This window comes from Herbaspirillum sp. CAH-3, from assembly GCF_009668275.1.
Taxonomy (GTDB): Bacteria; Pseudomonadota; Gammaproteobacteria; order Burkholderiales; family Burkholderiaceae_D; genus Herbaspirillum; species Herbaspirillum aquaticum.
This window is the reverse complement of sequence record NZ_VSWE01000002.1, coordinates 337782-363564: the sequence shown is the minus strand read 5'-3', so window position 1 is coordinate 363564 and position 25783 is coordinate 337782. Positions and strand designations below refer to the sequence as shown.

19 protein-coding genes are annotated in these 25783 nt (G+C 62.4%); 13 read left to right on the top strand and 6 right to left on the bottom strand.

Annotation, left to right across the window (positions count from 1 at the left end):
- Window positions 1-85: 85 nt before the first annotated feature.
- Together aceE and gshA are read right to left on the bottom strand one after the other, a co-directional pair.
- A complete protein-coding gene (gene aceE / locus FYB76_RS04300) occupies window positions 86-2782 on the bottom strand; it encodes a pyruvate dehydrogenase (acetyl-transferring), homodimeric type (protein ID WP_154132796.1) in 2697 nt (898 codons plus the stop codon).
- 545 nt (window positions 2783-3327) lie between these two features.
- Entirely contained in the window at window positions 3328-4923 is a 1596-nt protein-coding gene (gshA, locus tag FYB76_RS04295; protein ID WP_154132795.1) for a glutamate--cysteine ligase, read from the bottom strand.
- 304 nt (window positions 4924-5227) lie between these two features.
- On the opposite strand from gshA, the gene folD reads away from it, so the two are divergent.
- Window positions 5228-6073, top strand: a complete 846-nt coding sequence (folD, locus tag FYB76_RS04290; RefSeq protein ID WP_088755936.1) for a bifunctional methylenetetrahydrofolate dehydrogenase/methenyltetrahydrofolate cyclohydrolase FolD — start codon at window positions 5228-5230, stop codon at window positions 6071-6073.
- A 69-nt stretch (window positions 6074-6142) separates the two neighbouring features.
- Entirely contained in the window at window positions 6143-8218 is a 2076-nt protein-coding gene (locus tag FYB76_RS04285; protein ID WP_154132794.1) for a M3 family metallopeptidase, read from the top strand.
- Between the two features lie 129 nt (window positions 8219-8347).
- Here the strand turns inward: FYB76_RS04285 and FYB76_RS04280 are convergent, their stop codons facing one another.
- Together FYB76_RS04280 and FYB76_RS04275 are read right to left on the bottom strand one after the other, a co-directional pair.
- Entirely contained in the window at window positions 8348-9118 is a 771-nt protein-coding gene (locus tag FYB76_RS04280; RefSeq protein ID WP_229296870.1) for a hypothetical protein, read from the bottom strand.
- Between the two features lie 188 nt (window positions 9119-9306).
- Entirely contained in the window at window positions 9307-9630 is a 324-nt protein-coding gene (locus tag FYB76_RS04275; protein WP_229296869.1) for a hypothetical protein, read from the bottom strand.
- A gap of 267 nt (window positions 9631-9897) precedes the next feature.
- On the opposite strand from FYB76_RS04275, the gene FYB76_RS04270 reads away from it, so the two are divergent.
- From FYB76_RS04270 to FYB76_RS04245, 6 genes are all read left to right on the top strand, one after another.
- The gene (locus FYB76_RS04270; protein WP_088755938.1) at window positions 9898-10317 is read left to right on the top strand and encodes a DNA polymerase III subunit chi; all 420 of its coding nucleotides are present in this window, start codon (window positions 9898-9900) and stop codon (window positions 10315-10317) included.
- A 22-nt stretch (window positions 10318-10339) separates the two neighbouring features.
- Entirely contained in the window at window positions 10340-10765 is a 426-nt protein-coding gene (locus FYB76_RS04265) for a hypothetical protein (protein ID WP_088755939.1), read from the top strand.
- Window positions 10766-10957: 192 nt separating this feature from the next.
- On the top strand, window positions 10958-12268 hold the full coding sequence (locus FYB76_RS04260) for a D-amino acid dehydrogenase (protein ID WP_145606370.1): 1311 nt from the start codon (window positions 10958-10960) through the stop codon (window positions 12266-12268).
- 380 nt (window positions 12269-12648) lie between these two features.
- Entirely contained in the window at window positions 12649-13548 is a 900-nt protein-coding gene (gene lpxO, locus FYB76_RS04255; RefSeq protein ID WP_154132792.1) for a lipid A hydroxylase LpxO, read from the top strand.
- A gap of 559 nt (window positions 13549-14107) precedes the next feature.
- Complete coding sequence (locus FYB76_RS04250) at window positions 14108-15175, top strand: GGDEF domain-containing protein (protein ID WP_187697689.1); 1068 nt, start codon at window positions 14108-14110, stop codon at window positions 15173-15175.
- A 285-nt stretch (window positions 15176-15460) separates the two neighbouring features.
- A complete protein-coding gene (locus FYB76_RS04245; RefSeq protein ID WP_154132791.1) occupies window positions 15461-16531 on the top strand; it encodes an asparaginase in 1071 nt (356 codons plus the stop codon).
- A gap of 186 nt (window positions 16532-16717) precedes the next feature.
- Here FYB76_RS04245 and FYB76_RS04240 read toward each other — a convergent pair whose 3' ends face one another.
- The gene (locus FYB76_RS04240; protein ID WP_195724566.1) at window positions 16718-19039 is read right to left on the bottom strand and encodes an FdhF/YdeP family oxidoreductase; all 2322 of its coding nucleotides are present in this window, start codon (window positions 19037-19039) and stop codon (window positions 16718-16720) included.
- A gap of 339 nt (window positions 19040-19378) precedes the next feature.
- On the opposite strand from FYB76_RS04240, the gene FYB76_RS04235 reads away from it, so the two are divergent.
- Genes FYB76_RS04235 through FYB76_RS04220 form a run of 4 tightly spaced genes read left to right on the top strand, consistent with a single transcriptional unit; the run spans window position 19379 to window position 22544 of the window.
- Window positions 19379-20437 (top strand): acyl-CoA dehydrogenase, encoded by a 1059-nt coding sequence (locus tag FYB76_RS04235; RefSeq protein WP_154132789.1) that lies wholly within the window; start codon window positions 19379-19381, stop codon window positions 20435-20437.
- Window positions 20425-21210, top strand: coding sequence for a PIG-L deacetylase family protein (locus FYB76_RS04230; protein ID WP_154132788.1), 786 nt, complete (start codon window positions 20425-20427; stop codon window positions 21208-21210). Before FYB76_RS04235 ends, FYB76_RS04230 begins: the two co-directional genes overlap by 13 nt.
- Window positions 21207-21800, top strand: a complete 594-nt coding sequence (locus FYB76_RS04225; RefSeq protein ID WP_154132787.1) for an SAM-dependent methyltransferase — start codon at window positions 21207-21209, stop codon at window positions 21798-21800. The genes FYB76_RS04230 and FYB76_RS04225 overlap by 4 nt, the downstream gene beginning before the upstream one ends.
- A 33-nt stretch (window positions 21801-21833) precedes the next feature.
- Window positions 21834-22544, top strand: a complete 711-nt coding sequence (locus FYB76_RS04220; protein WP_154132786.1) for a glycosyltransferase family 2 protein — start codon at window positions 21834-21836, stop codon at window positions 22542-22544.
- Here FYB76_RS04220 and FYB76_RS04215 read toward each other — a convergent pair.
- Window positions 22508-23911 (bottom strand): YihY/virulence factor BrkB family protein, encoded by a 1404-nt coding sequence (locus FYB76_RS04215; protein ID WP_229296868.1) that lies wholly within the window; start codon window positions 23909-23911, stop codon window positions 22508-22510. The two genes, FYB76_RS04220 and FYB76_RS04215, sit on opposite strands and share 37 nt — an antisense overlap.
- 341 nt (window positions 23912-24252) lie before the next feature.
- Between FYB76_RS04215 and FYB76_RS04210 the strand changes: the two genes are divergently transcribed.
- Window positions 24253-25686: an NAD-dependent succinate-semialdehyde dehydrogenase gene (locus FYB76_RS04210; protein ID WP_088755948.1), complete on the top strand. Its 1434-nt coding sequence runs from the start codon at window positions 24253-24255 to the stop codon at window positions 25684-25686.
- Window positions 25687-25783: the final 97 nt, after the last annotated feature.

Genomic DNA, 25783 nt, shown 5'->3' with positions numbered 1-25783 from the left:
AGACCTTCCCCTTGGGTGGCAGTTCCAGACACGACACATCCCCGCGATCAGCAGGCTGAGGCGGGGATGGTCGGTCAGGCAGTCCTTACAGGGTCACCGGGTTCGGCTTGTTCGGATCGATGCCGTACTTGGCGATGGCTTGCGCCACCACTTCCGGCTTGATCTTGCCTTCATCGGCCAGCGACTTCAGGGCGGCCACGGTCACGAAGTAGCGGTTCACTTCGAAGAACTCACGCAGCTTGGCGCGGGTATCCGAACGGCCATAGCCGTCGGTGCCCAGCACCTTGTACGAACGGCCCTTCGGCACGAAGGCACGGACCTGCTCGGCGTAGGTGCGCATGTAGTCGGTGGAGACCACGATCGGGCCTTCGCTGCCTTCCAGCGATTGCTCGAAGTAGCTCTTCTTCGGGGCCTCGGCCGGGTGCAGCATGTTCCAGCGTTCCACGTCCTGGCCATCGCGGGCCAGCAGGGTGAAGGATGGAGCGGACCAGACGTCGGCGTCGACCTTCCAGTCATCACGCAGCAGGTCGGCCGCGGCGATGACTTCGCGCAGGATGGTGCCCGAACCCAGCAGCTGCACGCGCAGCTTGTTTTCCTTGCCGCCTTCGTTCAACAAGTACAGGCCCTTGATGATGCCCTCTTCCTGGCCCGGCTTGATGCCAGGGTGGCCGTAGTTCTCGTTCATCACGGTGATGTAGTAGAACACGTCTTCCTGGTTGGCCACCATGCGGCGCAGGCCGTCATGGATGATCACGGCGACTTCGTGGGCGAAGGTCGGGTCGTAGGGGATGCAGTTCGGGATGGCCGAAGCGAACACATGGCTGTGGCCGTCTTCGTGCTGCAGGCCTTCACCGTTCAGGGTGGTACGGCCGGCGGTGCCGCCGATCAGGAAGCCGCGTGCGCGCATGTCACCCGCTGCCCAGGCCAGGTCGCCGATACGCTGCAGACCGAACATGGAGTAGTAGGTGTAGAACGGAATCATCACGCGGTTGTTGGTCGAGTACGAGGTCGCCGCAGCGATCCACGAGCTCATGCCGCCCGCTTCGTTGATGCCTTCCTGCAGGATCTGGCCGGCCTTGTCTTCGCGGTAGTACATCACCTGGTCCTTGTCGACCGGTTCGTACAGCTGGCCGACCTGGCTGAAGATGCCGATCTGGCGGAACAGGCCTTCCATACCGAAGGTACGGGACTCGTCAACCATGATGGGCACCACGCGCGGGCCCAGGTTGGGGTCGCGCAGCAGTGCGGTCAGCACGCGCGAGTAGGCGGCGGTGGTGGAGATCTCACGGCCTTCGGCGGTGGGTTCCAGCATGGCCTGGAAGGCCGACAGTTCCGGCACCGGCAGCTTTTCGTCAGCCTGTACGCGACGTTGGGGCAGGTAACCGCCCAGGGCCTTGCGGCGCTCGTGCAGGTACTGCATTTCCGGCGCGTCGTCAGACGGCTTGAAGAAGGGGATGTTGGGCAGGTCCGCGTCCGAGATCGGCAGCTGGAAGCGGTCGCGCATGGCGCGGATGGCTTCGTCGTCCAGTTTCTTGGTGTTGTGCGCGGTGTTGCGCGCTTCGCCGGCCTTGCCGAAACCATAGCCCTTGATGGACTTGGCCAGGATCACGGTCGGCTGGTCCTTGGATTCCTGGGCGACCTTGAAGGCAGCGTAGATCTTGTGCGGGTCGTGGCCGCCACGGGTCAGGCGCCAGATGTCGTCGTCGGACATCTTGGAGACCATTTCCAGCAGCTTCGGATGCTTGCCGAAGAAGTGCTTGCGCACGAAGGCGCCGTCCTTGGCCTTGTAGTTCTGGTACTCGCCATCGACGGTTTCCATCATGACCTTCTGCAGGATGCCGTCCTTGTCCTTGGCCAGCAGCTCGTCCCAGCCGCTGCCCCAGATGACCTTGACCACGTTCCAGCCGGCGCCGCGGAAGTCCGACTCCAGTTCCTGGATGATCTTGCCGTTGCCGCGCACCGGGCCGTCCAGGCGCTGCAGGTTGCAGTTGACCACGATGACCAGGTTGTTCAGCTTTTCACGGCCGGCCATGCCGATGGCGCCCATCGATTCCGGTTCGTCCATTTCGCCGTCGCCACAGAAGGCCCAGACCTTGCGGTTGTCGGTCTTGGCGATGCCACGGGCGTGCAGGTACTTCAGGAAACGCGCCTGGTAGATCGCCATCAAGGGACCCAGGCCCATCGAGACGGTCGGGAACTGCCAGAATTCCGGCATCAGCTTGGGGTGCGGGTAGGACGACAGGCCATGGCCATCGGCTTCGCGGCGGAAGTGGATCAGCTGGTCTTCGCTCAGGCGGCCTTCCAGGAAGGCGCGGGCGTAGATGCCGGGCGAGGAGTGGCCCTGGATGTACAGCAGGTCGCCACCGTGGTCTTCGGTCGGGGCGTGCCAGAAGTGGTTGAAGCCGATGCCCAGCATGTTGGCAAGCGACGCGAAGGAAGACAGGTGGCCACCCAGGTCGCCATCCACGCGGTTGGCCTTGACCACCATGGCCATGGCGTTCCAGCGCATCCAGGAGCGCAGACGCTCTTCATATTCCAGGTTGCCCGGGCAGTGCTCGCCCTGGTCGGCCGGAATGGTGTTGACGTAGGCAGTGTTGCTGGAGAAGGGGATGTGGGCACCACGGCGGCGCGCCAGATCGACCATGCGTTCCATCAGGTAGTGGGCGCGGTCCGGGCCTTCCTTTTCGATCACGGCTTCGAGGGCGTCAAGCCACTCCTGGGTTTCCATCACATCGGGATCGTTGGCGGCCTGCGCCAGAACTTGATCGATTTGGGCTGACATGTCATGTCTCCTGGTTGTTGAGAGATCCGTCCGGTCGGGTGGACCAGGCGGGTCGGTCGGTTCATTCGGTACGCAATGCCGCCGGCAGGTGTTGCAGGAAAAGCGCCATGTGTTGCCTGTGCTGCAATCCTTCCCGGCCCGTGGGGCAAGGCGTTGGAGGCGAAACAGGCTTAAATGTACGGTCTTCCAGCCGTGTGGACGACGAATTTTATCAGGGAATTTTTGATTTTCAAATTACGATAATCAATTTCATAATGTGAAAATATGCTGCAAAGCGGCATGAACAGGGGCTTCCAAGGCCTCGTATTTTTACTATATGCCCCTGTAAACAGGGGTTCCTTGCCCTGTTTGCAATGCCGCAATGGCTGCCGGGAGAGCCTCAAACGTCATTTTCCGCACCATAAAAGTGAACGGAAAGAATTGCCAAGGCAGCAATGACCAGCCTTTCCGGCCGACAAGCAAAAACGCCTCGTCGAGGGACGAGGCGTAGCGGTTTGGCTGATCTTCAGGAATTGCCCACTATAAATGAAGGACAATGTCCTGAATCAGATGGCGATATTGCCCAGGGTACTGGCCCGATAGGCTGCCACGAAGGTATCGAAGTCGCCGACCTGGGTGCGCTCGATATCGCGCTGGGCATCCAGCGAAGCCTGGGCGATGGCCACGAAGTCGGCCGTCCTGGAGGGAGACAGCGGACGCGCGATCAGTTCGGCGGCCTGGCGCTGGCTGTTGGCCAGGGTATAGGCCGGGAAGGAATTGCCGGCTTGGCGGATCTCACGCAGTACGCGCGCCGAGGGGGTGCTGTCGGGATCGGCCAGCTTGGCGCGTTGCACGGCCAGGCTGTCGCGGTGCTGGCTACCGCCGAGATGGCGATCCAGCAGTTCTGCGACGGGCTCCATGCGATCCAGCAGTTGCTGGCCCCAGTCGGTCAGCAGCAGGCTTTCGCCCTTGAACTGCAGCTGCAGGCCGGGGCGGCGCCCTTCCTTGACGGTGGCCAGGAAGTTGGCGCGGTTTTCCACGCCCTCCTCGTCCGAGGTCAGGCAGCTCGATTCCAGCGCCAGGAAGTGCAGGAAAACATCCAGGAAACGCGCCGCTTCCAGGCCGATGCCCAGCGGATTGAAGGGATCGATGTCCATGCAGCGCACTTCCACATACTGCACGCCGCGCGCCGACAGCGCCTGCACCGGGCGCTCGCCGCTGTTGATGACGCGCTTGGGGCGGATCGACGAATAGAACTCGTTTTCGATCTGCAGGATGTTGGTATTGATCTGCACCCATTCACCATCCCGCTTGGTGCCGATGGCTTCATACGGGGGATACGGCTCGCTGACCGCGTGCGCCAGGCTGCGGATGTAGGCCGGCAGGTTGTTGTAGTGCGGGGTGATGTTGGCCTGGGCGTGGTTCTGGTAGCCCAGGTCGCTCATGCGCAGGCTGGTGCCGTAGGGCAGGAAGAGCGTATCGTCGGACAGCGTCTCCAGCTGGTGCGGCCGGCCGCGCAGGAAATTGGTCGCCACCGCCGGCGAAGCACCGAACAGGTACATCAGCAGCCAGCTGTAGCGGCGGAAGTTGCGGATCAGGGCAATGTAGCGCTCGGACTGGTAATCGCGGCGCGACAGGGAAGGATCGACGGTGTCGTCGTCGTCCCGCAGGACTTCCCACAGGTCTTCACTTAAAGAGAAGTTGTAGTGAATACCGGCGATGCACTGCATGGTACGGCCATAGCGCAGCGCCAGGCCACGGCGGTAGACGTGCTTCAGCATGCCGATGTGCGAGCTGCCGTACCAGGCGATGGGAATCTCGTCTTCCGGCGGCAGCACGCAGGGCATCGAGGCATTCCACAGGAATTCGCCATCCAGCTTGGCATAGGCAAAGCGGTGGATCTCGTCCAGGCGCTGCAGGGCATCGGCGATGTCGGGCATGGCCGGGGTGATGAATTCCAGCAGCGACTCGGAATAATCCGTGGTGATCAGGTCATTGGTCAGGGCCGAACCCAGCGCCGGCGGATGCGGCGTGCGGGCCAGATGGCCTTGGGCATCCACGCGCAGCGTCTCCCGTTCCACGCCGCGCAGGCCCTGCCCCAGCAGCGCAAGATGGTGCGGCTGGGAAAGCTGTTGCAGGCGGCGGGTGAGGAGATCGGTCATGCGGTAGTCCTTGGTTCTTGTCGCTATGTAGTAACTATTAGCAGCTGGGGCTTCAGGATGCGGGAGCATAACCGAAATTGCAAATCCCCGTCGTGCGCCACCCCAAATGCCAATATGAAGGAAATTGACGCAAAAGTATTTGCAATCCAGCAACATGCCGTCGTGCGCCAGCATTTCGTCCCGCTCACCGCCTGGCTTTATAATCACGGGTTCCGGTGCTTTGCGCCTTGAGTTCGAGTGGTCCCGGCCTGACCGGGCGCCTTCTTTCCAGCCCTGCCCTTCACTTTCTAAAGCCTTATCTGCCATGTCTGCCCAACTGATCGACGGAAACCTGCTCTCCCAACAACTGCGCGCCGAAGTGGCCAAGCGCGCCGCCGCCCTCACCGCCCAAGGCAAGCAACCCGGCCTGGCCGTGATCCTGGTGGGCGACAGCCCGGCTTCCCAGGTCTACGTGCGCAACAAGGTCAAGGCCTGCCAGGACAACGGCCTGCACTCCGTGCTGGAAAAATATGAAGCCTCGATGACGGAAGCCGAGCTCCTGGCCCGCATCGACGCCCTCAACGGCGATCCCAAGATCAACGGCATCCTGGTGCAGCTGCCGCTGCCGGCCCATATCGACGCCCACAAGGTGATCGAAGCCATCGCCCCGGAAAAGGATGTGGACGGCTTCCACGTCAGCAATGCCGGCCTGCTGATGACCGGCCAGCCGCTGTTCCGCCCCTGCACCCCCTATGGCGTCATGAAGATGCTGGAATCGATCGACTACCCCGTGCGTGGCGCCAATGCGGTGGTGGTCGGTGCCTCGAACATCGTCGGCAAGCCGCAGGCCATGTTGCTCTTGCAAGCCGGCGCCACCGTCACTATCTGTAACTCCAAGACCCGTGACCTCGGCCACCACACCCGCCAGGCCGACATCCTGGTAGTGGCCACCGGCAAGCGCAACATCGTTACCGCCGACATGGTCAAGCCTGGCGCGGTCGTCATCGACGTCGGCATGAACCGCGACGACAATGGCAAGCTGTGCGGCGACGTCGATTTCGCCAATGCCAAGGAAGTTGCCGGCTGGATCACCCCGGTGCCGGGTGGCGTGGGTCCGATGACCATCACCATGCTGCTGGTCAACACCATCGAAGCGGCCGAACGCAGCTGATCGGCACGCCCTTAGCGCATTACCCTCCGGCAGCCAGGCTGCCGGATGTTTTCAGAGAAACGAGAGCCCATGACCACCACTGACATCGCCGCCAATCCCCTGCTCGATTTCTCGGGCTATGCCCAGTTCGATGCCATCCAGCCCGAGCACGTCACGCCGGCCCTGGACAAGCTGCTGGCCGACGCCAGCCGCCTGGTGACCGAACTGGAAGCGCCGATGGCCGAGGTCACCTGGGACAATTTCGTCGAGCCGCTGGAGTCCGCCACCGAAAAGCTGGGCCGCGCCTGGAGCGTGGTTGGCCACCTGAATTCGGTGATGGACACCCCGGCCCTGCGCGCCACCTACAACGAGAACCAGCCGCGCCTGGTGGAATTCTGGACCTCGCTGGGCCAGAACCTGGCGCTGTTCGAGAAGTACAAGGCCCTGCAGGCCAGCCCGGCCTTCGCCTCCCTGTCGGCCGCGCGCCGCAAGGTGGTGGACAATGCCGTGCGCGATTTCCGCCTGTCCGGCGCCGAACTGGCCGACGACAAGAAGGAACGCTTCGCCGAGATCCAGGAAAAGCAGGCCATGCTGACCACCCGTTTCTCCGAAAACGTGCTGGATGCGACCAATGATTTCGCCCTCTTCGTGGAGGACGAGGCCGAATTGTCGGGGCTGCCGGCCGATGTGAAGCAAGCTGCACGTGCCGCCGCCGAGAAGGATGGCAAGCCCGGCTACAAGTTCACGCTGCATTTCCCCTCCTATTTCCCGGTGCTGCAGTATGCAGACAATCGCGCGCTGCGCGAGAAGATCTACCGCGCCAACGCCACCAAGGCGTCCGAGCTGGGCGTCAAGCCGGAATGGGACAACAGCGGCAACATCGACCAGATCCTGCAATTGCGCAAGGAAGAAGCGCAACTGCTGGGCTACGCCAACTTCGCCGAAGTGTCGCTGGTGGCCAAGATGGCCAAGTCGCCCGGCGAAGTGATCGCCTTCCTGGAAGACCTGGGCCAGCGCGCCCGCCCCTTCGGCCAGAAGGATTATGAAGAACTGAAGACCTTCGCCCGTGAAAAGCTGGGCCTGGACGAATTGAAGGCCTGGGACAGCACCTACGCTTCCGAAAAGCTGCGCGAGCAGCGCTACGCCTTCTCGGAACAGGAAGTGAAGCAATACTTCCCCGAGCCCAAGGTGGTCGGCGGCCTGTTCCAGGTGGCGCAGCAGCTCTTCGGCGTGCAGATCAAGCCCGATAATGCCCCGGTCTGGCACAAGGATGTGAAGTTCTTCCGCATCGAACGTGACGGCCAGCTGGTGGGCCAGTTCTACCTGGACCTGTATGCCCGCGCCGGCAAGCGTGGCGGCGCCTGGATGGATGACGCCCGCGCCCGCCGCCTGACCGCGCAAGGCGTACAGACACCGATCGCTTACCTGGTCTGCAATTTCACCGAACCTGCGGTAGTCGATGGCGTGGCCAAGCCGGCCCTGTTCACGCATGATGAAGTGATCACCCTCTTCCACGAATTCGGCCATGGCCTGCATCACATGCTCACGCAAGTAGATGAGGTGGGCGTGTCCGGCATTTCCGGCGTGGAGTGGGATGCGGTGGAACTGCCCTCGCAGTTCATGGAAAACTTCTGCTGGGAATGGGATGTGCTGCAGCAGCTGACCGCACATGCCGAGACCGGCGAGCCGCTGCCGCGTGCGCTGTATGACAAGATGATCGCCGCCAAGAACTTCCAGTCCGGCCTGCAGATGCTGCGCCAGGTGGAGTTTTCGCTGTTCGACATGCTGATCCACCATGAATATGAAGTCGGTGGCCAGCAGACCGTACAGCAGTTGCTCGACAGCGTGCGCGACCGCATCGCCGTGATCCGCCCGCCGGAATTCAACCGCTTCCAGCATTCCTTCTCGCATATCTTCGCGGGCGGATATGCAGCGGGCTACTACAGCTACAAGTGGGCTGAAGTACTGTCGGCGGATGCGTACAGCGCGTTTGAGGAAGCAGCGGCCAGCAGCGGCAACGTGATTTCGCTGGAAACCGGTCGCCGCTTCCAGCAGGAAATCCTGGCCGTGGGCGGTTCACGTCCGGCCATCGAGTCCTTCAAGGCGTTCCGTGGGCGGGAGCCGAGCATTGATGCCTTGCTGCGGCATAGCGGGATGGCGGCATAAGCGGGACACTTCCTGCACGCCATAGCGCCCTGCGCGTTTGTTCACACCATGCCGTTGAGCCCGAGGCTCAACGGCATTTTTCTTCAACCCCTGCTGCATCCATCGAACAGGGCGAACTATCTGGTCAGGTTAAAACCGCGGAACCGGAGGGTCGTTATAGGTCTCATCAATTCGCGCTCCCTTCGCGCGCCATCCCTGTTCAGCCCGCTGGCGCTGTTCCTGCAACTCCTTGATGACACCGGGCAGCAACTCTTTCCAGCGGTCCCGGTCTTTCGGCGCCACATAAGTCCGGAAATGCTGGTTTTCTCCCATGACCGTATATGTCAACAAATAAGAACCAGGTTTGACCGGGTCCCGCAGACTGGCCTCTCGTTTGAACGCCACCGCCAAATAGGTGTGATCAGCATAGAACGTCCATTTGGAAAGATCTTCCAGGGCCATCCACTCGGTGAACGAGGGTTCGTAATCAGGATCGAGACTGCTGGCTGACGAATTTCTTATGACATAGTCAAGCCGTTGCTCACCCCGGATTCTCGGATCATCACGCTCAATGAAGGGCGTCCAGCCCGCCTTGCGGATCGCTTGCAAGAGAGCGAAGAGCTTCTTGCGCGCTTCGTCATGCCCGATCAAGTCCGGGGCAGTGATACCCGCGAACACTTCATATTGAACGATTCCTTCGGAAGGAGCACGCGACTCTTCCATGCCTTGAAAACCCAGCACGTAAGGTATCGTCAACGTGTATTTGCCATGCGCAATCGTGACGGAGCCAGGATTCTGCTGCGCCCAATGCGCCGTGTAGAAATTCACGCCTGGCCCCTGCTGCGTCACCTTGATCTGTCCGGTATTGTCACGCAGCAGTTTTTCTGGCGACTCATTGATGGAGACGGTAAGAGATGACATAGGGGGACGTTCGGGAGATGACGGGGAACAAGCCGACAGGAGACAAGCAAGGGACGCGAAAGCGAAAACGAATTTCATGGTTCAGAAGGGCGGTGCAAAGACCGGATCCGTTTGCAGTCCGGCCGCTGATGTCATCGAACAGCCAGAGATTGCCTTTAGCCAGACCCTGAAAGACGGTTGGAAGCATCTCAACACGCAGCATGTCCAAGGAGCAGGCGACCGTTTTTTCTGGGAAACGCACCCAGCGCCATCCAGTAGTGCCGTCCTTTGAGGTCGGAATCGCCACCGTCTTCGGTTTCCAGGTAAAAGCGGGCATAGGTCGCTGCAATTCGCTTGGCCCTTGTGCTATAGGCCTGCAATATTTTCCCCTTGCCTCTGCCGAGCATTTCACACAAACGGATCGTGCTGAATTGCTGAACGATCGACCACATTCCGTTGCAATGGCAGTGCACGTCGACGCAGGATTTTTCCTTGCTATTGGTTTGCGCTACTGTCTTGACCAGATCGCCCATGGAGAACTTCTTTCCTGTTATCAATCCATCTCCTGGCGGGGTGAGACGTGACCAGGTGTTTTATCCAAGCGCAGGGCCGCCCCGCCGCTGATAGGTTCTGAAAATAGGCGCGATTCATTCTTGTCTCTCCTGCGAGTTGCCGTAGATTAGTTCCGTGAAGAAAAGTTCTCGCCAGATGAGGTTCTTTCCGCAGCAGTTGCTGCTGCAGGCCATTTGCTTTTTCTTGCCCGAATAGCACACCGCACCGCGACCCTCTATACTGGCGGGATGACCCGAATCGACTTTCACAGCAACGTCCCGCAAAAGATCGCCTACGTGTGCCGTCTGGTGCGCAAAGCGCGCGCTTCCGGCGCCAACCTGGTGCTGCGCACCCCTGACCGCGCCGAGTTGCAGCAGCTCGACCAGGCGCTCTGGAGCTTCTCCGAGCAGGATTTCCTGCCCCACGTGATGGCCGGCGACCCGCTGGCCGCGCAGACGCCCATCATCCTGACTGCCGACGACAGCACCGACCTGCCGCACCACCAGATCCTCATCAACCTGGGCAGCGACACGCCCGCGCATTTCGCGCGCTTCGAACGCCTGCTGGAAATCATTTCCGCCGACGACGCCGACAAGGCGGCCGGCCGTGACCGCTACCGCTTCTACAAGGAACGCGGCTACCCCCTCTCGCACCATGTGGCCGCCTGAGCCCGCCCCGCCCGCTCACGCCATGAATCACGACGACAACAGCATTCCCCTGCTCACCGAGGTCATCCCGCTGGCCCCGGCCCCGGATTACGCCGCCCCCATGCAACCGGGCGCCTTCCACACCCAGCCCGCCAACACCCATTACCAGGCACCGGCAGCGGCCGCCCCGGTGATGACGCCCATGTCCCCGGTCACCCCGGTCACCCCGGCCGCCGAGCAATACCGCCAATGGGAACAGGAAATCCGCGAAAACGTCCTGCAAAGCCTGCTGGAGCGCGTCGATACCGTGCTGCACCAACACCTGCAAGACCAGATGGCGCTGGCGCTGGACCATCTTTCCGATATCGTGATGCAGCGCGTCAGGGAAGGCCTGCGCGACGCCCTCACCGAAACGGTCGAGCGCGCCGTGGCGGAAGAGATGGCCCGCTTCACATCTTCAAAAATGTAAATCTGGCTGGATTTTTCTTTTATTTTTGAATAAAAATATCGCAACAGCCTTTTTATTCATAAAAATTCCAGCCAGTATTGATCACATCGGCAATCACGCTTTTCTTACAATGCTTGCATTGTTCGCATGCGAGCTCATGCATGCGAACGTCCGAACAACCACAGCAAGTTCATGCAAAACCGGGAGAGTGAGATGAAAGTGATCGTATTGGGCGCAGGCATTATCGGAACCGCTTCCGCCTGGTTCCTGAAGAAGCAGGGCTACGACGTCACCGTCATCGACCGCCAGCCCGGCGCGGCGCAGGAAACCAGCTTCGCCAACGGCTGCCAGATCTCGGTCTCGCACGCAGAACCCTGGGCCAATCCGGCCGCCCCGATGAAGGTCCTGAAGTGGCTGGGCAAGGAAGACGCCCCGCTGCTCTATCGCTTCCGTCCCGAATGGCTGCAATGGAAGTGGGCCGTGGCCTTCCTGCGTGAGTGCACCGCCGCCCGCACCGACGAGAACATCCGCAACATCGTCGCCCTGTGCGAATACAGCCGCCAGACCTTGCAGGCCGTGCGCGCCGAAACCGGCATCCAGTACGACCACCTGACCCGCGGCATCCTGCACTTCTACACCGAGGAAAAGGAATTCCAGGACTCGCTGCCCGCCGCCAAGCTCATGCGCGACCTGGGCTGCCCGCGCGAATCCATCGGCGCCGATGAAGTGGTGCGCATCGAACCGGCCCTGGCCTCGATCCGCAACAAGATCGTCGGCGGCGACTTCACTGCCACCGATGAATCGGGCGACGTCTTCAAGCTCACCACGGGCCTGGCCAAGAAGAGCGAAGAAGCCGGCGTCGAATTCCGCTATTCCACCAGCATCACCCGCTTGATCACCGAAGGTGCCGGCGCTGCCGCCCGCGTGACCGGCGTGGAAGTCATCAACCCGGACGGCCGCCATGAAGTCCTGAAGGCCGACACCTTCGTGGTCGCCATGGGCAGCTTCTCCCAGCAACTGGTCAAGCCGCTGGGCATCGACCTGCTGCTCTATCCAGGCAAGGGCTATTCGGCCACCTACCAGATCACCAATCCGGACGCCGCCCCCACCGTCTCGCTTACCGACGACGGCTACAAGCTGGTGGTCTCGCGCCTGGGCGACCGCCTGCGCGTGGCTGGCACCTGTGAACTGAACGGCTACACCCGTGAACTCAACACCACCCGCTGCGAAGCCATCACCCGCCGCACCCGTGAACTGTTCCCGGATGGCTGCGACTACGACAACCCGACCTACTGGACCGGCCTGCGCCCGCTGACCCCGTCCAACGTCCCCTACGTGGGCAAGACCAAGTTCGCCAACCTGTACTTGAACACCGGTCATGGCACCCTGGGCTGGACCATGGGCTGCGGATCCGGCCGCGCGATCGCCGAGATCGTCTCCGGCCACGTGCCGGAAATCGATTTTGCCTTCACGGGCCTGCCCCGCTGGAACCGCGCACGCCAGGTGGTGACCCAGGCCGCTTGAGCGTTCTAGGGCCCGCCAAAGGACCGGATTGCCCGGTCCTTTTTTTTGCCCGCTTGATCTGGGTCAGCGCATGCGTTTGTTGCAGAAATCTTCACATGTGGCAATCAGCGCCCTTACAAACACCGGCCTCCCCTTGGTGTAGAATCCTCGCTTGCCTTGCGTTGCCGGCATCTTGCCGCGCTTGCGCAGCCACCGGGATTTCAGCTCATCATCGCTCTTCTTGCGGCATCATGACTCCTTTGAACTCATATTGCTGCATGCCGGCCCGCCATTGACGGAACGCTGTCGTTGATCTTCCCGGCCCTGACCCCATATGGACGGATATCCGTCACAGCCTTTTCTTTCATTTGAAAAGGCCGGCACCATCAAAGGACCCTGCAATGAAGTGGGCAATTGTCTTCATCTATCTGTTTTCCATCCTGTTCATCCATTTCCGTGGACGCGTGCGCCTGCCCTTCCTGCGGCAGTTCTTCGACCACTCCTCGATCATGTCGCCGATCAACCTGTTCATGTACGCGTTTTCGCGCGTGCCGGCCGTGCCCTACCCGGCCGTGAAGCAGTTCGCCGACCTGGCCCTCATCGACCAGAACTGGGAAGTGATCCGCGACGAAGCCGTGGCCCTGCGCGAGATGGCCAAGATCAAGGCAGCCGAAAAGAATGACGATGCCGGTTTCAACTCCTTCTTCAAGGCCGGCTGGAAGCGTTTCTACCTGAAGTGGTACAACGCCAGCCATCCTTCGGCCGAAAAGTTCTGCCCCAAGACCGTGGAAATCCTCAAGCGCATCCCCTCCGTGAAGGCCGCCATGTTCGCCGAACTGGCCCCGGGCGGCACGCTCAATCCGCACCGCGACCCCTTCGCCGGTTCGTTGCGCTATCACCTGGGCCTGGTCACGCCCAACGACGACCGCTGCTTCATTGAAGTGGACGGCCAGCGCTACAGCTGGCGCGACGGCCAGAGCGTGGTCTTCGATGAGACCTTCATCCACTGGGCACAGAACGGCTCCGAGACGAACCGTATCATCCTCTTCTGCGACGTCGAGCGTCCGCTGCGCTATCGTTGGGCAGAAGCCATCAATGGTTTCCTCGGCCGCACCATGATGACCGCCGCTGCCTCACCCAATGAGACCGGCGACCAGACCGGGCGCGTCAACAAACTGTTCCGCTTCGTCTGGCTGGCAGGCCAGTATCGCCGCCGCTTCAAGAACTGGAACAAGACCGTCTACAAGATCACCAAGTTCGGCCTGATCATCGCAGTAGCCCTGCTGATCATCTACGCTTGAGCCGCACGATGCTGCACTGACAATCGGAAATCACGAACACAGTGCGAAATGATATAAACAAATGATCGCCGGTCCTGCACCGGCGATTTTTGTAAGTTTTTTCCATAAACGGCTCGTCCATTTCCGGTACATGGGAACGCAGGCGAGTCCTTGGCAGAAAATGACCTGCTGGCCTCCAGACCACGGCCAGCCTGCCTTGCGGGCCTGCGCGGGAGTTTGTGTGGAAGCGACTTGCAGAAAAACTCACCAAGCTGCACGTAATTGAAAGTCACGCCAGACTTAAAGTTTCCATGCGGAAATGAAAGTGCAAATTTTCTGCATTGAAATGCAGAAACCGCTTCTTTCCCATGCTTGCCCCCTGTAAAATCGCTGGGCTTCCGTGCTAGCTTGATGGTGTGAAACTTGCATCGGGATTGTCTCCGTTCCGCTGCGACGCGCCTTGCTGCAACTGCGTGCCGGCCACTGGCCCGGTACTTGCTGGTGGCATGCAGGCCTGCCCGGTGCGGAGGATGCCGGGCAAGCACAGCCGAGTACCGACCATACATAGAACAATGGGCTCATGCAGGACATCGACGACGAGATGAAACAACCGCTGCTCAAGCATCTGGTAGAAATCACGGCCCACCGGGAGCATTCCCGCCTGGCCATCTCGGTCATCTCCGCGCTGTACCAGCTCACCGAAGTGCAGGCCATTCGCATGCTGGATATCTTCACCCTGCGCGATGAATACTTCGTGCAGGAAAAGATGGTCATCCGCGATGGCGCCGTGCACACCATCGCTGAACTGACCAGCGATGATCCCAAGGAACCGCTGTCGGCCTATCCGGCCATGCAGGCCTGTATCCGCAATCACCTCAACGAATTCCACGAGACCACGTCCGCCGGCGAGCATGTGCTATGGCTGCCGGTCTGGCTGCACGGCAAGATGAACTCCTGCCTGGAGATCCGCAGCCAGAAGCCCTTTGCGCCGACCATGCTGGATGTGATCCACGGCATCTTCCACGTCTACTGCAACTACCAGAGCCTGCTGGACTACAGCGAGCGCGATGCGCTCACGGGCCTGTTCAACCGCAAGACCTTCGACGAGCAGTTCACCCGCTACGCCTTCGCCATCGCTCCGCATGAAGCGCATTCGCTGGACCATGACGAGCGTCGTCACGAGAGCAATGACGAACCCAAGGGCCACTGGCTGGGCGTGGTCGACATCGATCACTTCAAGCAGGTCAACGACCGCTACGGCCACCTCTATGGCGATGAAGTGCTGATCCTGGTGGCCAACATCCTGCGCGCTTCGTTCCGTGCGCATGACCGCATCTTCCGTTTTGGCGGAGAGGAATTCGTGATCCTGCTGCGCTCGACCACGCTCACCGATGCGCGCAAGATCTTCGATCGCTTCCGCCAGAACGTGCAGGAATACGATTTCCCGCAGGTCGGCAAGGTGACGGTAAGCCTGGGCTTCGTCAACATCGCGCGCGAGACGCCGGTGGTGATCCTGGGGCACGCGGACCAGGCGCTGTATCACGCCAAGAAGAGCGGCCGCAACCGCATCTGCTATTACCAGGAACTGGTCAATTCGGGCGTGCTGCGCTCGGACATCACCACCAACGATACGGTGGAATTCTTTTAGCTGACCCGTCGGCTTTCATCTGCCAAGGACCGCGCGAGCGGTCTTTTTTTTCACCTGCGTTTTTTGGCACTCTCCTGCAAGGCCCACGGGGAGCGGCTCTCCTCATGCATGCCATGCATTCGTTCATGTTTTAAAAGCATGAGACATCGCCGCGCCGCTTTCGTATGATCGCCAACGTTCGACGCCCCATGCGCGAACCCGCCCGCACGATCCGCCCGCGCAGAGACTGAGAAAAATTGCGCGATCGCCCGCGGCCTCACCGTGTCAACCAGGAGACTTATAACAATGCAGCAGGCACACTTCAAGAAAATCGGTTCGGTCATGATCCTCTCCCTGGCCTGCGCCTTCGCGGCGCACGCCCAGGACAAGAAGCCCAATGTCGTCGTCATCGGCACCGGCGGCACCATCGCCGGCGCCGGCGCCTCCAGCGTCAATACCGCCGCCTATCAATCGGCCGTGGTGCCGGTGGACAAGATCATCGCCGCTGTCCCCGAGATTTCCAAGATCGCCAACGTGCGCGGCGAACAGATCTTCCAGATCGGCAGCGAGAGCTTCAATGACGAGCGCCTGATCAAGCTTGGCAAGCGCGTCTCGGAGCTGTTGAAGCAAGGCGACGTGGATGGCATCGTCATCACCCACGGCACCGACACCATCGAAGAGACGGCCTATTTCCTGAACCTGGTGTTGAAGAGCGAGAAGCCGGTGGTGGTGGTGGGCTCCATGCGTCCCGGCACTGCGCTGGGTGCCGACGGTGCACTGAACCTGTATGATGCGGTGCTGGTGGCCGGCAGCAAGGAAGCGGCCGGCAAGGGCACGCTGGTGGTGATGAACGACGAGATCCATTCCGGCCGTGACGTCACCAAGAGCAACACCTTCAAGGTCGAAACCTTCCGTTCGCCCTATGGCCCGCTGGGCTATGTGGTGGAGAACAAGCTGAGCTTCTATCGCCTGCCGGCACGTCCGCACACCACGCAGACCGAATTCGACATCGACAAGATCAGCAGCCTGCCGCGCGTGGACATCGTCTACAACTACGGCAACGTCAGCCGCACCGCGTATGACGCCTTCGTGGCAGCGGGCGCCAAGGCCATCATCCATGACGGCACCGGCAATGGCAGCGTGGCCGAGCAGATCGTGCCGGTACTGCAGGAAGTACGCAGCAAGGGCGTGCAGCTGATCCGCGCCTCGCGCACGGGCAGCGGCTTGGTGATCCGCAATGGCGAGCAGCCTGACGACAAGTACGACTGGGTGGTGACCGATGACCAGAACGCCCAGAAGGCGCGCATCCTGGCCGAGCTGGCCTTGACCCGTACCAATGATCCCAAGGAACTGCAGAAGATCATGTGGAAGTATTGATCGACGCCTTCTCCGTGGATCGATTGCCGATGACTTATAAACGATATAAATCGTTTATCAGGCAATGGACAATGAACAGCAGTACGCAATGTGTTTTTGTGTTGTAACCCTGAGGTTTCCTCAGTTCCCTCTTGGCCCCGCTTTGGCGGGGCCTTTTTTTCGTCTGAAGATCGTGCGGATGTCGAATCATGACAACACCGGCTCCCCAATCTCAGGAATCAACCGGATCGGAATCGACTTCGCCGCCGGCACCTTGCTGCCGCGTGCATGGTGGAACAGCGGGATGAGCCGGTTGAGCTCAGGGAAATAGCCCATCACGCAGCCCACCGGAATATCGAAGGGCTCCACGCGCAGATGGTCCACGCGGCGCTCTACACCATCGTCCGACACGGTCTCGGCAGTGACGAAATCACCCGCGCCCAATCCTTGCTGCTGCAAGTCCCGCAGGTTCATCAGCAGCACGCGGCGCGTCCCCCACACGCCACGGAAGCGGTCATCCAGCGAATAGACGGTCGTGTTGAATTGACTGTCACCGCGCGTGGTCATCAGGCGCAATACCCCCGGTGCATCGCCGGGCATGTCAGGATCGGGATCGAATCCGTCCGGCGTCTTGAAGTTGGCACGGCCGTTGGGGGTCTTCCATTGCCGCTCGCGCGCCGCCAGCGGGCGCGCGAATCCGCCCGGGGTCCACATGCGCGCATTGAAGTCGCGGAAGATGTCGGGATAGGTCGCTTCGATCGCATCGCGGATGAGCGCATAGTCACCGACCCAGGCATCCCAGTCCACGTGCGGGTTCAAAGGCAGCAGGCGCTTGGCCAGTTCGGCCACGATCGCCGGCTCCGACATCAGGTGCGGCGAGGCCGGGTTGACGCGGCCGCGCGAGCCATGCATGCAGCCGGTGCTGTCCTCCACCGACACCGCCTGCTCGCCGCCGCGCTGGCGGTCGATCTCGATGCGGCCCAGGCAAGGCAGCACATAAGAGGTCTTGCCATGGATCACGCAGGAACGATTGAAGTGCGTGACCACCTGTACCGTCAGCGGCAGTTCGCGCCAGGCCGGCTCGATGACGCCATGATCCGGAATGGCCCGCACGAAATTGCCGCCCAGCATGAAGAAGGCCGAGAGCTCACCATCGCGGATCTTCTCGCAGGCCTCCACCGTATTGAGCCCCTTCTCCATCGGCGGTTCGAAATGATAGAGCGCACGCAGCTTGTCGTTGGGCACCATCTCCGGTTTTTCGGTGATGCCCACCGTGCGCTGGCCCTGCACGTTGGAATGGCCACGGATGGGACAGATACCGGCGCCGGGCTTGCCGATATTGCCGCGCAGGAGTAGCAGGTTGGTCAGCATGTGGATGGCACGCACCGCTTCACGGTGCTGGGTGATGCCCATGCCATACATGAGCATGGCGCGGCTGGCGCCGGCATAAGTGTCGGCGGCCAGTTCCAGCTCTCTACGCGGCACGCCGGCGTGCCGCTCGATCTCGGCCCACTCTGCAGCGCGCGCAGCGGCCGCGAACTCCTCGAAACCGCTCGTGTGTTCATCAATGAAGGCCTGGTCCAGCAGGCGCGGCAAGCCTTCGGCACGAGCGCGGTCGTCGCGCTCCAGGATGCGCTTGGCCATGCCGATGGCGGCTGCCGTGTCGCCGCCGATCTTGATCTGCACGTATTGCGAACTGATGTCGGTATGCGCCGGGGTGATCATCTCCTTGGGCGACTGCGGGTTGACGAAGCGTTCCAGGCCGCGCTCGCGCAAGGGATTGAAGGTGATCACCGGCACCCCGCGCTTGCGGGCGTCTTCCAGCGGATGCAGCATGCGCGGTGCATTGGTACCGGTATTGTGGCCGAAGAAGAGGATGCAGTCGGTCTGTTCAAAGTCTTCCAGCCTGACCGTCCCCACCGGTACCCCAATGGTCTCGGGCAGGGCCACCGAAGTGGATTCGTGGCACATGTTGGAACTGTCGGGCAGGTTGTTGGTGCCGTACATGCGGGCCATCAGCTGATACATGTACGAGGTTTCCAACGACGCCCGGCCGGAAGCATAGAAGACGACCTTCTTCGGATCCATGGCACGCAACTGTGCCGCGATGTCATCAAAGGCTTCGCTCCAGGAGACCGGCAGGTAGCGGTCGCTGGCGGCATCGTATTTCAACGGTTCCGTGATGCGTCCGGTGGATTCGAGTTCGAGGTCGTTCCAGCTTTCCATCTCGGTGACGGTGTGCTGCGCGAACAATTCCGGTGTGGCGCGCTTGGCGGTGATTTCCCAGGCGGTGGCCTTGGCGCCGTTCTCGCAGAATTCGAACAGGTGGGGGTCGGCCGGTTTGGCCCAGGAACAGCTGACGCAGGCAAAACCGTCGGGCTTGTTCTGCTTCATGAGGATGCGCGTTCCGGTGGCGATGACGTGCTCCTGCTGCAGGATGGCGCCCAGTGCCTTGACCGAGCCCCAGCCGCCGGCCGCATTGTTGTATTCGTCGAAATGGCCTTCTTCGGGGATGTCCTTGGTTTTCATGTCGCTTCTCCGAGCGTGATGCATTCGTGGGGAGGGGCGCCCTGCATAGTCACGTGGTCGCCCTTTGGCGCGGCGCAAGAAACTCATTGCGTCCAGCCTGCAATCATGGAAGAGGCGCATGCATTTGGCTGTAGGCGCCACACGGATTTACTGCGCGCCGGACTCCTACAGCATCGCAAGGCAGCCGCAGCGCGGCCGTAATGACCGAGCACAAGGCTTAATGAAATCCTACGGCGAACACAGCAGCACGCCGACATCTTGCAGGCGTGAAGGCGCGCATACTTCCCATCATTGCGCAGCCTGCGCGTCCCTCTTCGCCCTGGTTACCGGCTTCCCATCATGATGAGCAGCACCGCCCGCCGCTACGCCCCACCCTGCCCCTCGCTGCCTGCAGCGCTGGAAGAATTCATCGGGCCTGCGCTGCAGGAAGCCCCGCATGCCGAACTGTCCACTGTCGCCGCGCGCCTGTTGCGCCAGCTGGTGGTGGCGGGACTGGACCGCTTGCCGCTGCCGGGCCATGGCGAGACGCTGTCGCGCTGGCAGGCGCTGGCGGCGGTGGCCGCGCAGGACCTGTCGCTGGCCAAACTCTACGAAGCGCATACCGATGCGCTCGCCATCCTGGCCGAAGCCAATGTGGCGGCGCCACCGCATTCCATCTGGGGCGTCTGGTGCGCACAGGGTAGGCCGGGCAGCCTGCGCATGCGCGAGCAAGGGGATCGCATCCTTCTCGATGGTGAAAAATCCTGGTGCTCGGGCGCCGCCGCCCTTACCCATGCCCTGCTTGGCCATCGCGACGAGCATGACCAATACTGGCTGCTCGCCATCGAGCTGGGCCAGCCAGGCGTGACCCTCATCGAGGACGACTGGGCCGCCGTCGGCATGGCCGCCACCCGCACTGCGCGCCTGCAACTGCACGGCGTCACCGCGCAGGTGATCGGCGGTCCCGGCTTTTACCTGGAACGTCCCGGTTTCTGGCAGGGCGGCATCGGCATTGCAGCCTGCTGGTACGGCGCTGCTGCCGCACTGGTATCGCTGCTGCGCGACAGCCTGGCGCAGCGTGCAGACAGCCACGCGCTGGCCCGGCTGGGCAACGCCCTGTGCCTGCAGCATTGCGCCGCGGCCTGCCTGCGCGAAAGCGCAGCTCGCATCGATTCCCACCCCGGCGCCAAGCTCATGCAGGAAGCGCTGCGCACCCGTCTCATCGTGGAACGCGCCTGCCTGCAAATCATCGAGGACCTGGGCGCAGCGCTCGGTCCGCATCCCTATTGCGGCAGCCGGCGCAGTGCGCGCCTGCTGGCCGACCTGCCGGTGTGGCTGCGCCAGAGCCACGCCGAACGCGACCTGGCGGCACTGGCCCAGGCCAGTCTTGAAGAGGAGTCGTCCCCATGCTCATTGTGAACCCCACGCCGCCCGCCAATGCGGCGGTCCATGTCCGCCATATCGATATCACGCACGGCACGGCCGAAGAGGTGTGGCAATCCTGCCAGCGCCTGCACGCCCTGCCCGAACTGGAGCTGTGCCACCTGGTGCCGGCGCGCTCGCGTGCCGTCATCCTGGCTCCGCATCCGGATGACGAGACCCTGGGCTGCGGCGGACTGATCGCCCAGCTCGCCGGGATGATGCGGGAGATCGCCGTGGTCGCCGTCAGCGATGGCGAGCGCAGCCACCCGGAGTCCTCTGCACTGGCATCACGCCTGCCGCTGTTGCGCCCTGCCGAGAGCATGGCCGCCCTCGAATGCCTGGGTGCAGGCCAGGCGCAGATCCTGCGGGCACGCATTCCCGACGGCCAGATCCGCCAGCACCGCCTGGAACTGAAAGCCTGGCTGATCGCGCAATTGCGCCATACCGACATCGTCTTCGCCCCCTGGCGCCTTGATGGCCATCCCGACCATGAAACCGTGGGCGAAGTGGCGGCCGAACTGGAGCATGAACTGGGCTGCAAGCTGGTGGAAGTGCCGATCTGGGGCTGGCACTGGGCGCAGCCGCTGGGCGGGGAATTCCCCTGGGGCCGCGCACGCAAGCTGGCCTTCGACGCCGAGACCGGCATGATGAAGCGACGCGCCCTGCGCTGCTACCACAGCCAGATCGGCCGGGACGGTGAGCGTGATCCGGTATTGCCGGCCGGGGTGCTGGCGCATTTCGTGCGACCTTACGAAGTGTTCTTCCTATGAGGGCAGCGCAACTGAGAAACACCCGCCATTTCGACCAGCTCTATGCCGGCAGCGAGGATCCCTGGAAGACCCGGGACAGCTGGTATGAACAACGCAAGCGCGCCCTGGTCGAGGCGATCCTGCCCCACCAGCACTGCACCGCGATCTTCGAGCCCGGATGTGGCAGCGGTGAACTGACCCTGCAACTGGCACAGCGCTGCCAGTGGCTGATGGCCTCCGATTTCTGCGCGGAGGCCGTGCGCATCACGCGCGAAAAGACGGCCCACCTGCCGCACGTACAAGTGCGCAGGCAGTCGCTGCCCGAACAATGGCCCGCCGGTGGACACGACATGCCGCAGGTCGACCTGATCCTCTTCTCGGAGCTCTGCTACTACTTCGATGCGCCCAACGTGGCCGAGATGGTGGCCCTGGCCACCACAGCGCTGGCACCCGCCGGCCACCTGTTGGCCTGCCACTGGAAGAAGGATTTCGATGACCGGCTGCTGGCCACGCGTCCCATGCACCAGCTCATCGATGCACACGCGCGCCTGAAGCGCCAGGCCTGTTATGAAGACGAGGACATCCTCATCGATCTCTGGCGCAAGATCTGATCCGCTTCACACCATCACCCTCGAGGAGAGAGCATGATCGGCATCGTCATCCCCGCCCACGACGAAGAAGCCACCCTGCACGCTTGCCTGCGCGCGGCCCGGGAGGCGGCGTCGCATCCACTGCTGCAGGGTGAAGCGGTCCGCATTGCAGTGGTGCTCGACAGTTGCAGCGATGCCTCCGAGAGAATTGCCCGGGGTCATCCTGTGACGGTGCTGCCATTGCAGGTGCGCAATGTCGGGCTGGCCCGTCATCACGGCGCCCAGGCGCTCATCGCCGAGGGCGCGCGCTGGCTGGCCTTTACCGATGCCGATACGCTGGTGGCGCCCGACTGGCTGGCGTCGCAACTGCAGTTGCAGGCCGATGCCGTCTGCGGCACCGTCACGCCTGACAGCTGGCGCGAGCATCCTTTGGAGGTGCAGCAGCGCTTCGCGCGCGACTATCATGACCGCGACGGACATCGCCATATCCACGGCGCCAATTTCGGGGTATGCGCGCAAGCGTATGCGCGTGCGGGAGGATTTCCGCCGCTGGCCTGCCACGAGGATGTAGGGCTGGTGCAAGCCCTGCAGGCCATCGGCGCGCACATCGCCTGGAGTGCCCGCGTGCGCGTGGTCACCAGCACCCGCAGCGCGAGCAAGGCACGCGGCGGCTTTGGCGATACCCTGCGCCAGTGGGCCGTCGAAGAATGCACGGCCATGCTGCCGGTTCAGCGCGCGCTGTCTCCGGCACGTACCACCTGCTGAGCCTGCTGGATGCTCACATGATGGTCCTGCACCGTATTGACCAGCCGCTGGCGTTTTGCGCGTGAGCCGAAATTGTTGGCGTAGATCCAGGTGAACTCCGCGCCCAGCAGGAAGATCTGCGCCGAGTAGTAAATCCACAGCAGCAGCAGCGCAAACGAGCCGGCCGCACCGAAGCCCGAGGTCATGCCGGTGCTGCCCAGGTAGAGGCCGATGAGGTACTTGCCGATGATGAAGAGCACCGTGGTGGCGACCGCACCGATCCAGACGTCATGCCAGGACAGCGTCACGCGCGGCATGAACTTGTAGATCATCGAGAAGAGCGTGGAAAACACCACGAAGGAGAGCACGAAGTTGAGCATCTGCAGCAGCAGTTGCCAGCCCTCGAACCAGCCGCCCCACCAGCGCCCCAGGGCGGCCAGCGCCGCACTGACCACCAGCGAGATGATCAGCAGGAAACCCAGGCCGATGATGAGCCCGAAGGACAGCAGCCGCGTGCGCGCCAGTTGCCATACGCCGCTCTTGCGCTTGACGGCGGGAATGCGCCAGATGCGGTCCAGCGCGCTCTGCAGTTCGGAGAACACGGCGGTGGCACCGATGACCAGCGTCACCACGGAAATGGCTGCGGCAATCAAGCCCTCGCGCGGCTGGCTCACCGATTTCAGCAAACCCTGGATGGCGAAGGCGCCTTCGGTACCGACGATGTCGCGGATCTGGTTGACGATCTCGCCCTGTGCCGCGTCGTGGCCGAAGAGCATGCCGGCCACCGCAATGGCGATCACCAGCATGGGCGCAATAGAGAAGATGGTGTAGTAGGCGATGGCCGCGCCCATGCTGGGCGCGAAGTCATCGATCCAGGCATTGATGGCCGCCACCGTCATCTGCCAGGCCTGCTGGGCGCGGGTACCGCCCTTGAGCATCTTGACCTCGGCGGCCGGGTCCAGGTAATCCGACGGTGCCGGTTCCAGCTTGGCCTTGACGATGTCGATGCGCGCGGGCGCGTCCGCCGGTGGCACAACGTCGTTGCGGGCCTTCTCGGCGGCCGCCTTGGCCCGCTCGGAACCCTTGCGCCAGGCGGCAATGAGCGGCATGGCCAGCGTGACCACGCGCAGGGCGCGCTCGAGCCCGGGCGGCACCGCTTCATGCCCGCCATGCCCGGCGTGGCTGTCATGAGCGGCCACCGCAGGCCGTGCGCGCGGCGCTGCCGCGCGTTTCTGGCGGCGCTTTCTTCCCAGCCACAGACCCACTCCCGCACTGAGCAGCGCACCGGCAACCAGGCCCCCCGTGGAGGGAGCGGCACGCTCGGCGGGATCACGGGTGGTCGCAGCAGTCTGGCGAGACGATGGGGAAGGGTCGTAAGAGCTGCTCATGGGGTCCTCGGCTTGGCATCTTGTTGTGGCAGTGTGACCGACACGCATGAACGATTGTTCCTGCTGCCCGCAAGCGCTTCCAGCCTTGTAGGAAGCCACTGTCAGCGTTCCGGACGGGCGACGGGAAAGCGCCGCACATGGTATAAAGTGAATCTTCGCGCAAGTAGCCACGGCTTGCAAAAAAGCCTGGATTTCGCACTGCGCATGAACCAGGCCGGCGCGAGCCGGTCTGTCTGAATTCTCCCCAGGCCATAGCGCCTGCCCTGCGTTTGCGCAACCTCATTGCGCGACGCGTCCGGGCGGCGCCGGCCCTTCCCCAACCTGACGAACGAGGATTGCCCATGTATAAGGACGTACAGCTTTTCATCAACGGCGAATGGACCGCCAGCGCCTCCGGCCGCACCATCGATGTCGTCAATCCGGCGACCGAAGAAGTGATCGGCAAGATCGCCCACGCCGACCGCAGCGATCTGGATCGCGCCTTGGAAGCCGCCAAAAAGGGTTTCGAGACCTGGCGCAACATGTCCGCCTTCGAGCGTTCCAAGATCATGCGCCGCGCGGCTGACCTGCTGCGTGAACGCGCCGACGATATCGCGCGCCTGATGACCATGGAACAAGGCAAGCCGCTGGGCGAATCCAAAATGGAAACCCTGGGTGCCGCCGACACCATCGACTGGTTCGCCGAAGAAGCCCGCCGCACCTACGGTCGCCTGGTACCAGCCCGCGTGCCGGGTGCCTACCAGATGGTGATCAAGGAGCCGGTCGGTCCGGTGGCCGCCTTCACGCCCTGGAATTTCCCGATCAACCAGGTGGTGCGCAAGCTCTCGGCGGCCCTGGCCGCAGGCTGCTCCATCATCGTCAAGGCGCCGGAAGAAACCCCGGCCTCCCCGGCTGAACTGATCCGCGCCTACGCCGATGCGGGCGTGCCGGCCGGTGTCATCAACCTGGTCTACGGCGTGCCGGCCGAGATCTCGGAATACCTGATCCCGCATCCGGTGATCAAGAAGATTTCCTTCACCGGCTCCACCCCGGTGGGCAAGCAGCTCGCGGCCCTGGCCGGCCAGCACATGAAGCGTGCCACCATGGAACTGGGCGGCCACGCTCCGGCCATGGTGTTCGATGACGTGGATGTGGAACTGGCCGCCAAGACCCTGGCCACCTCCAAGTTCCGCAATGCCGGCCAGGTGTGCGTCTCGCCGACCCGCTTCCTGGTGCAGAAGGGTGTCTTCAATGCCTTCGTCGACAAGTTCGTCACCTATGCCGAACAGCTGAAGGTGGGCAATGGCCTGGAGGCTGGCGTGGGCATGGGCCCGGTGGCCAACAAGCGCCGCATCCCGGCGCTGGAAGCCTTGATCGACGATGCCGTCTCGCAAGGCGCGCAGCTGCGTACCGGTGGCAAGCGCATTGGTAACAAGGGTTACTTCTTCCAGCCGACCGTGCTGACCAATGTGCCGCTGGACGCCCGCGTGATGAACGAGGAGCCCTTCGGTCCGCTGGCCATCATCAATTCCTTCGAGACCCTGGATGAGGTGATCACCGAAGCCAACCGCCTGCCCTTCGGCCTGGCCGCCTATGCCTTTGCCAAGTCGGCCAAGACCAAGCACGCCCTGGCCGCGCGCGTGGAAAGCGGCATGCTGACCATCAACCACCTGGGCCTGGCGCTGCCGGAACTGCCTTTCGGCGGCATCAAGGACAGCGGCTACGGTTCCGAAGGCGGTACCGAGGCCATCGAGGCTTACATCAACACCAAGCTGGTGACGCAGCTGGATGTCTGATGCCGCGCAGGTCGCATGACCTGCTGCAATGATCGCCCTGCGTGATCAAAAAAAATCGGCGGACCTGCAAGGGTCCGCCGATTTTCTTTTGGGGCTG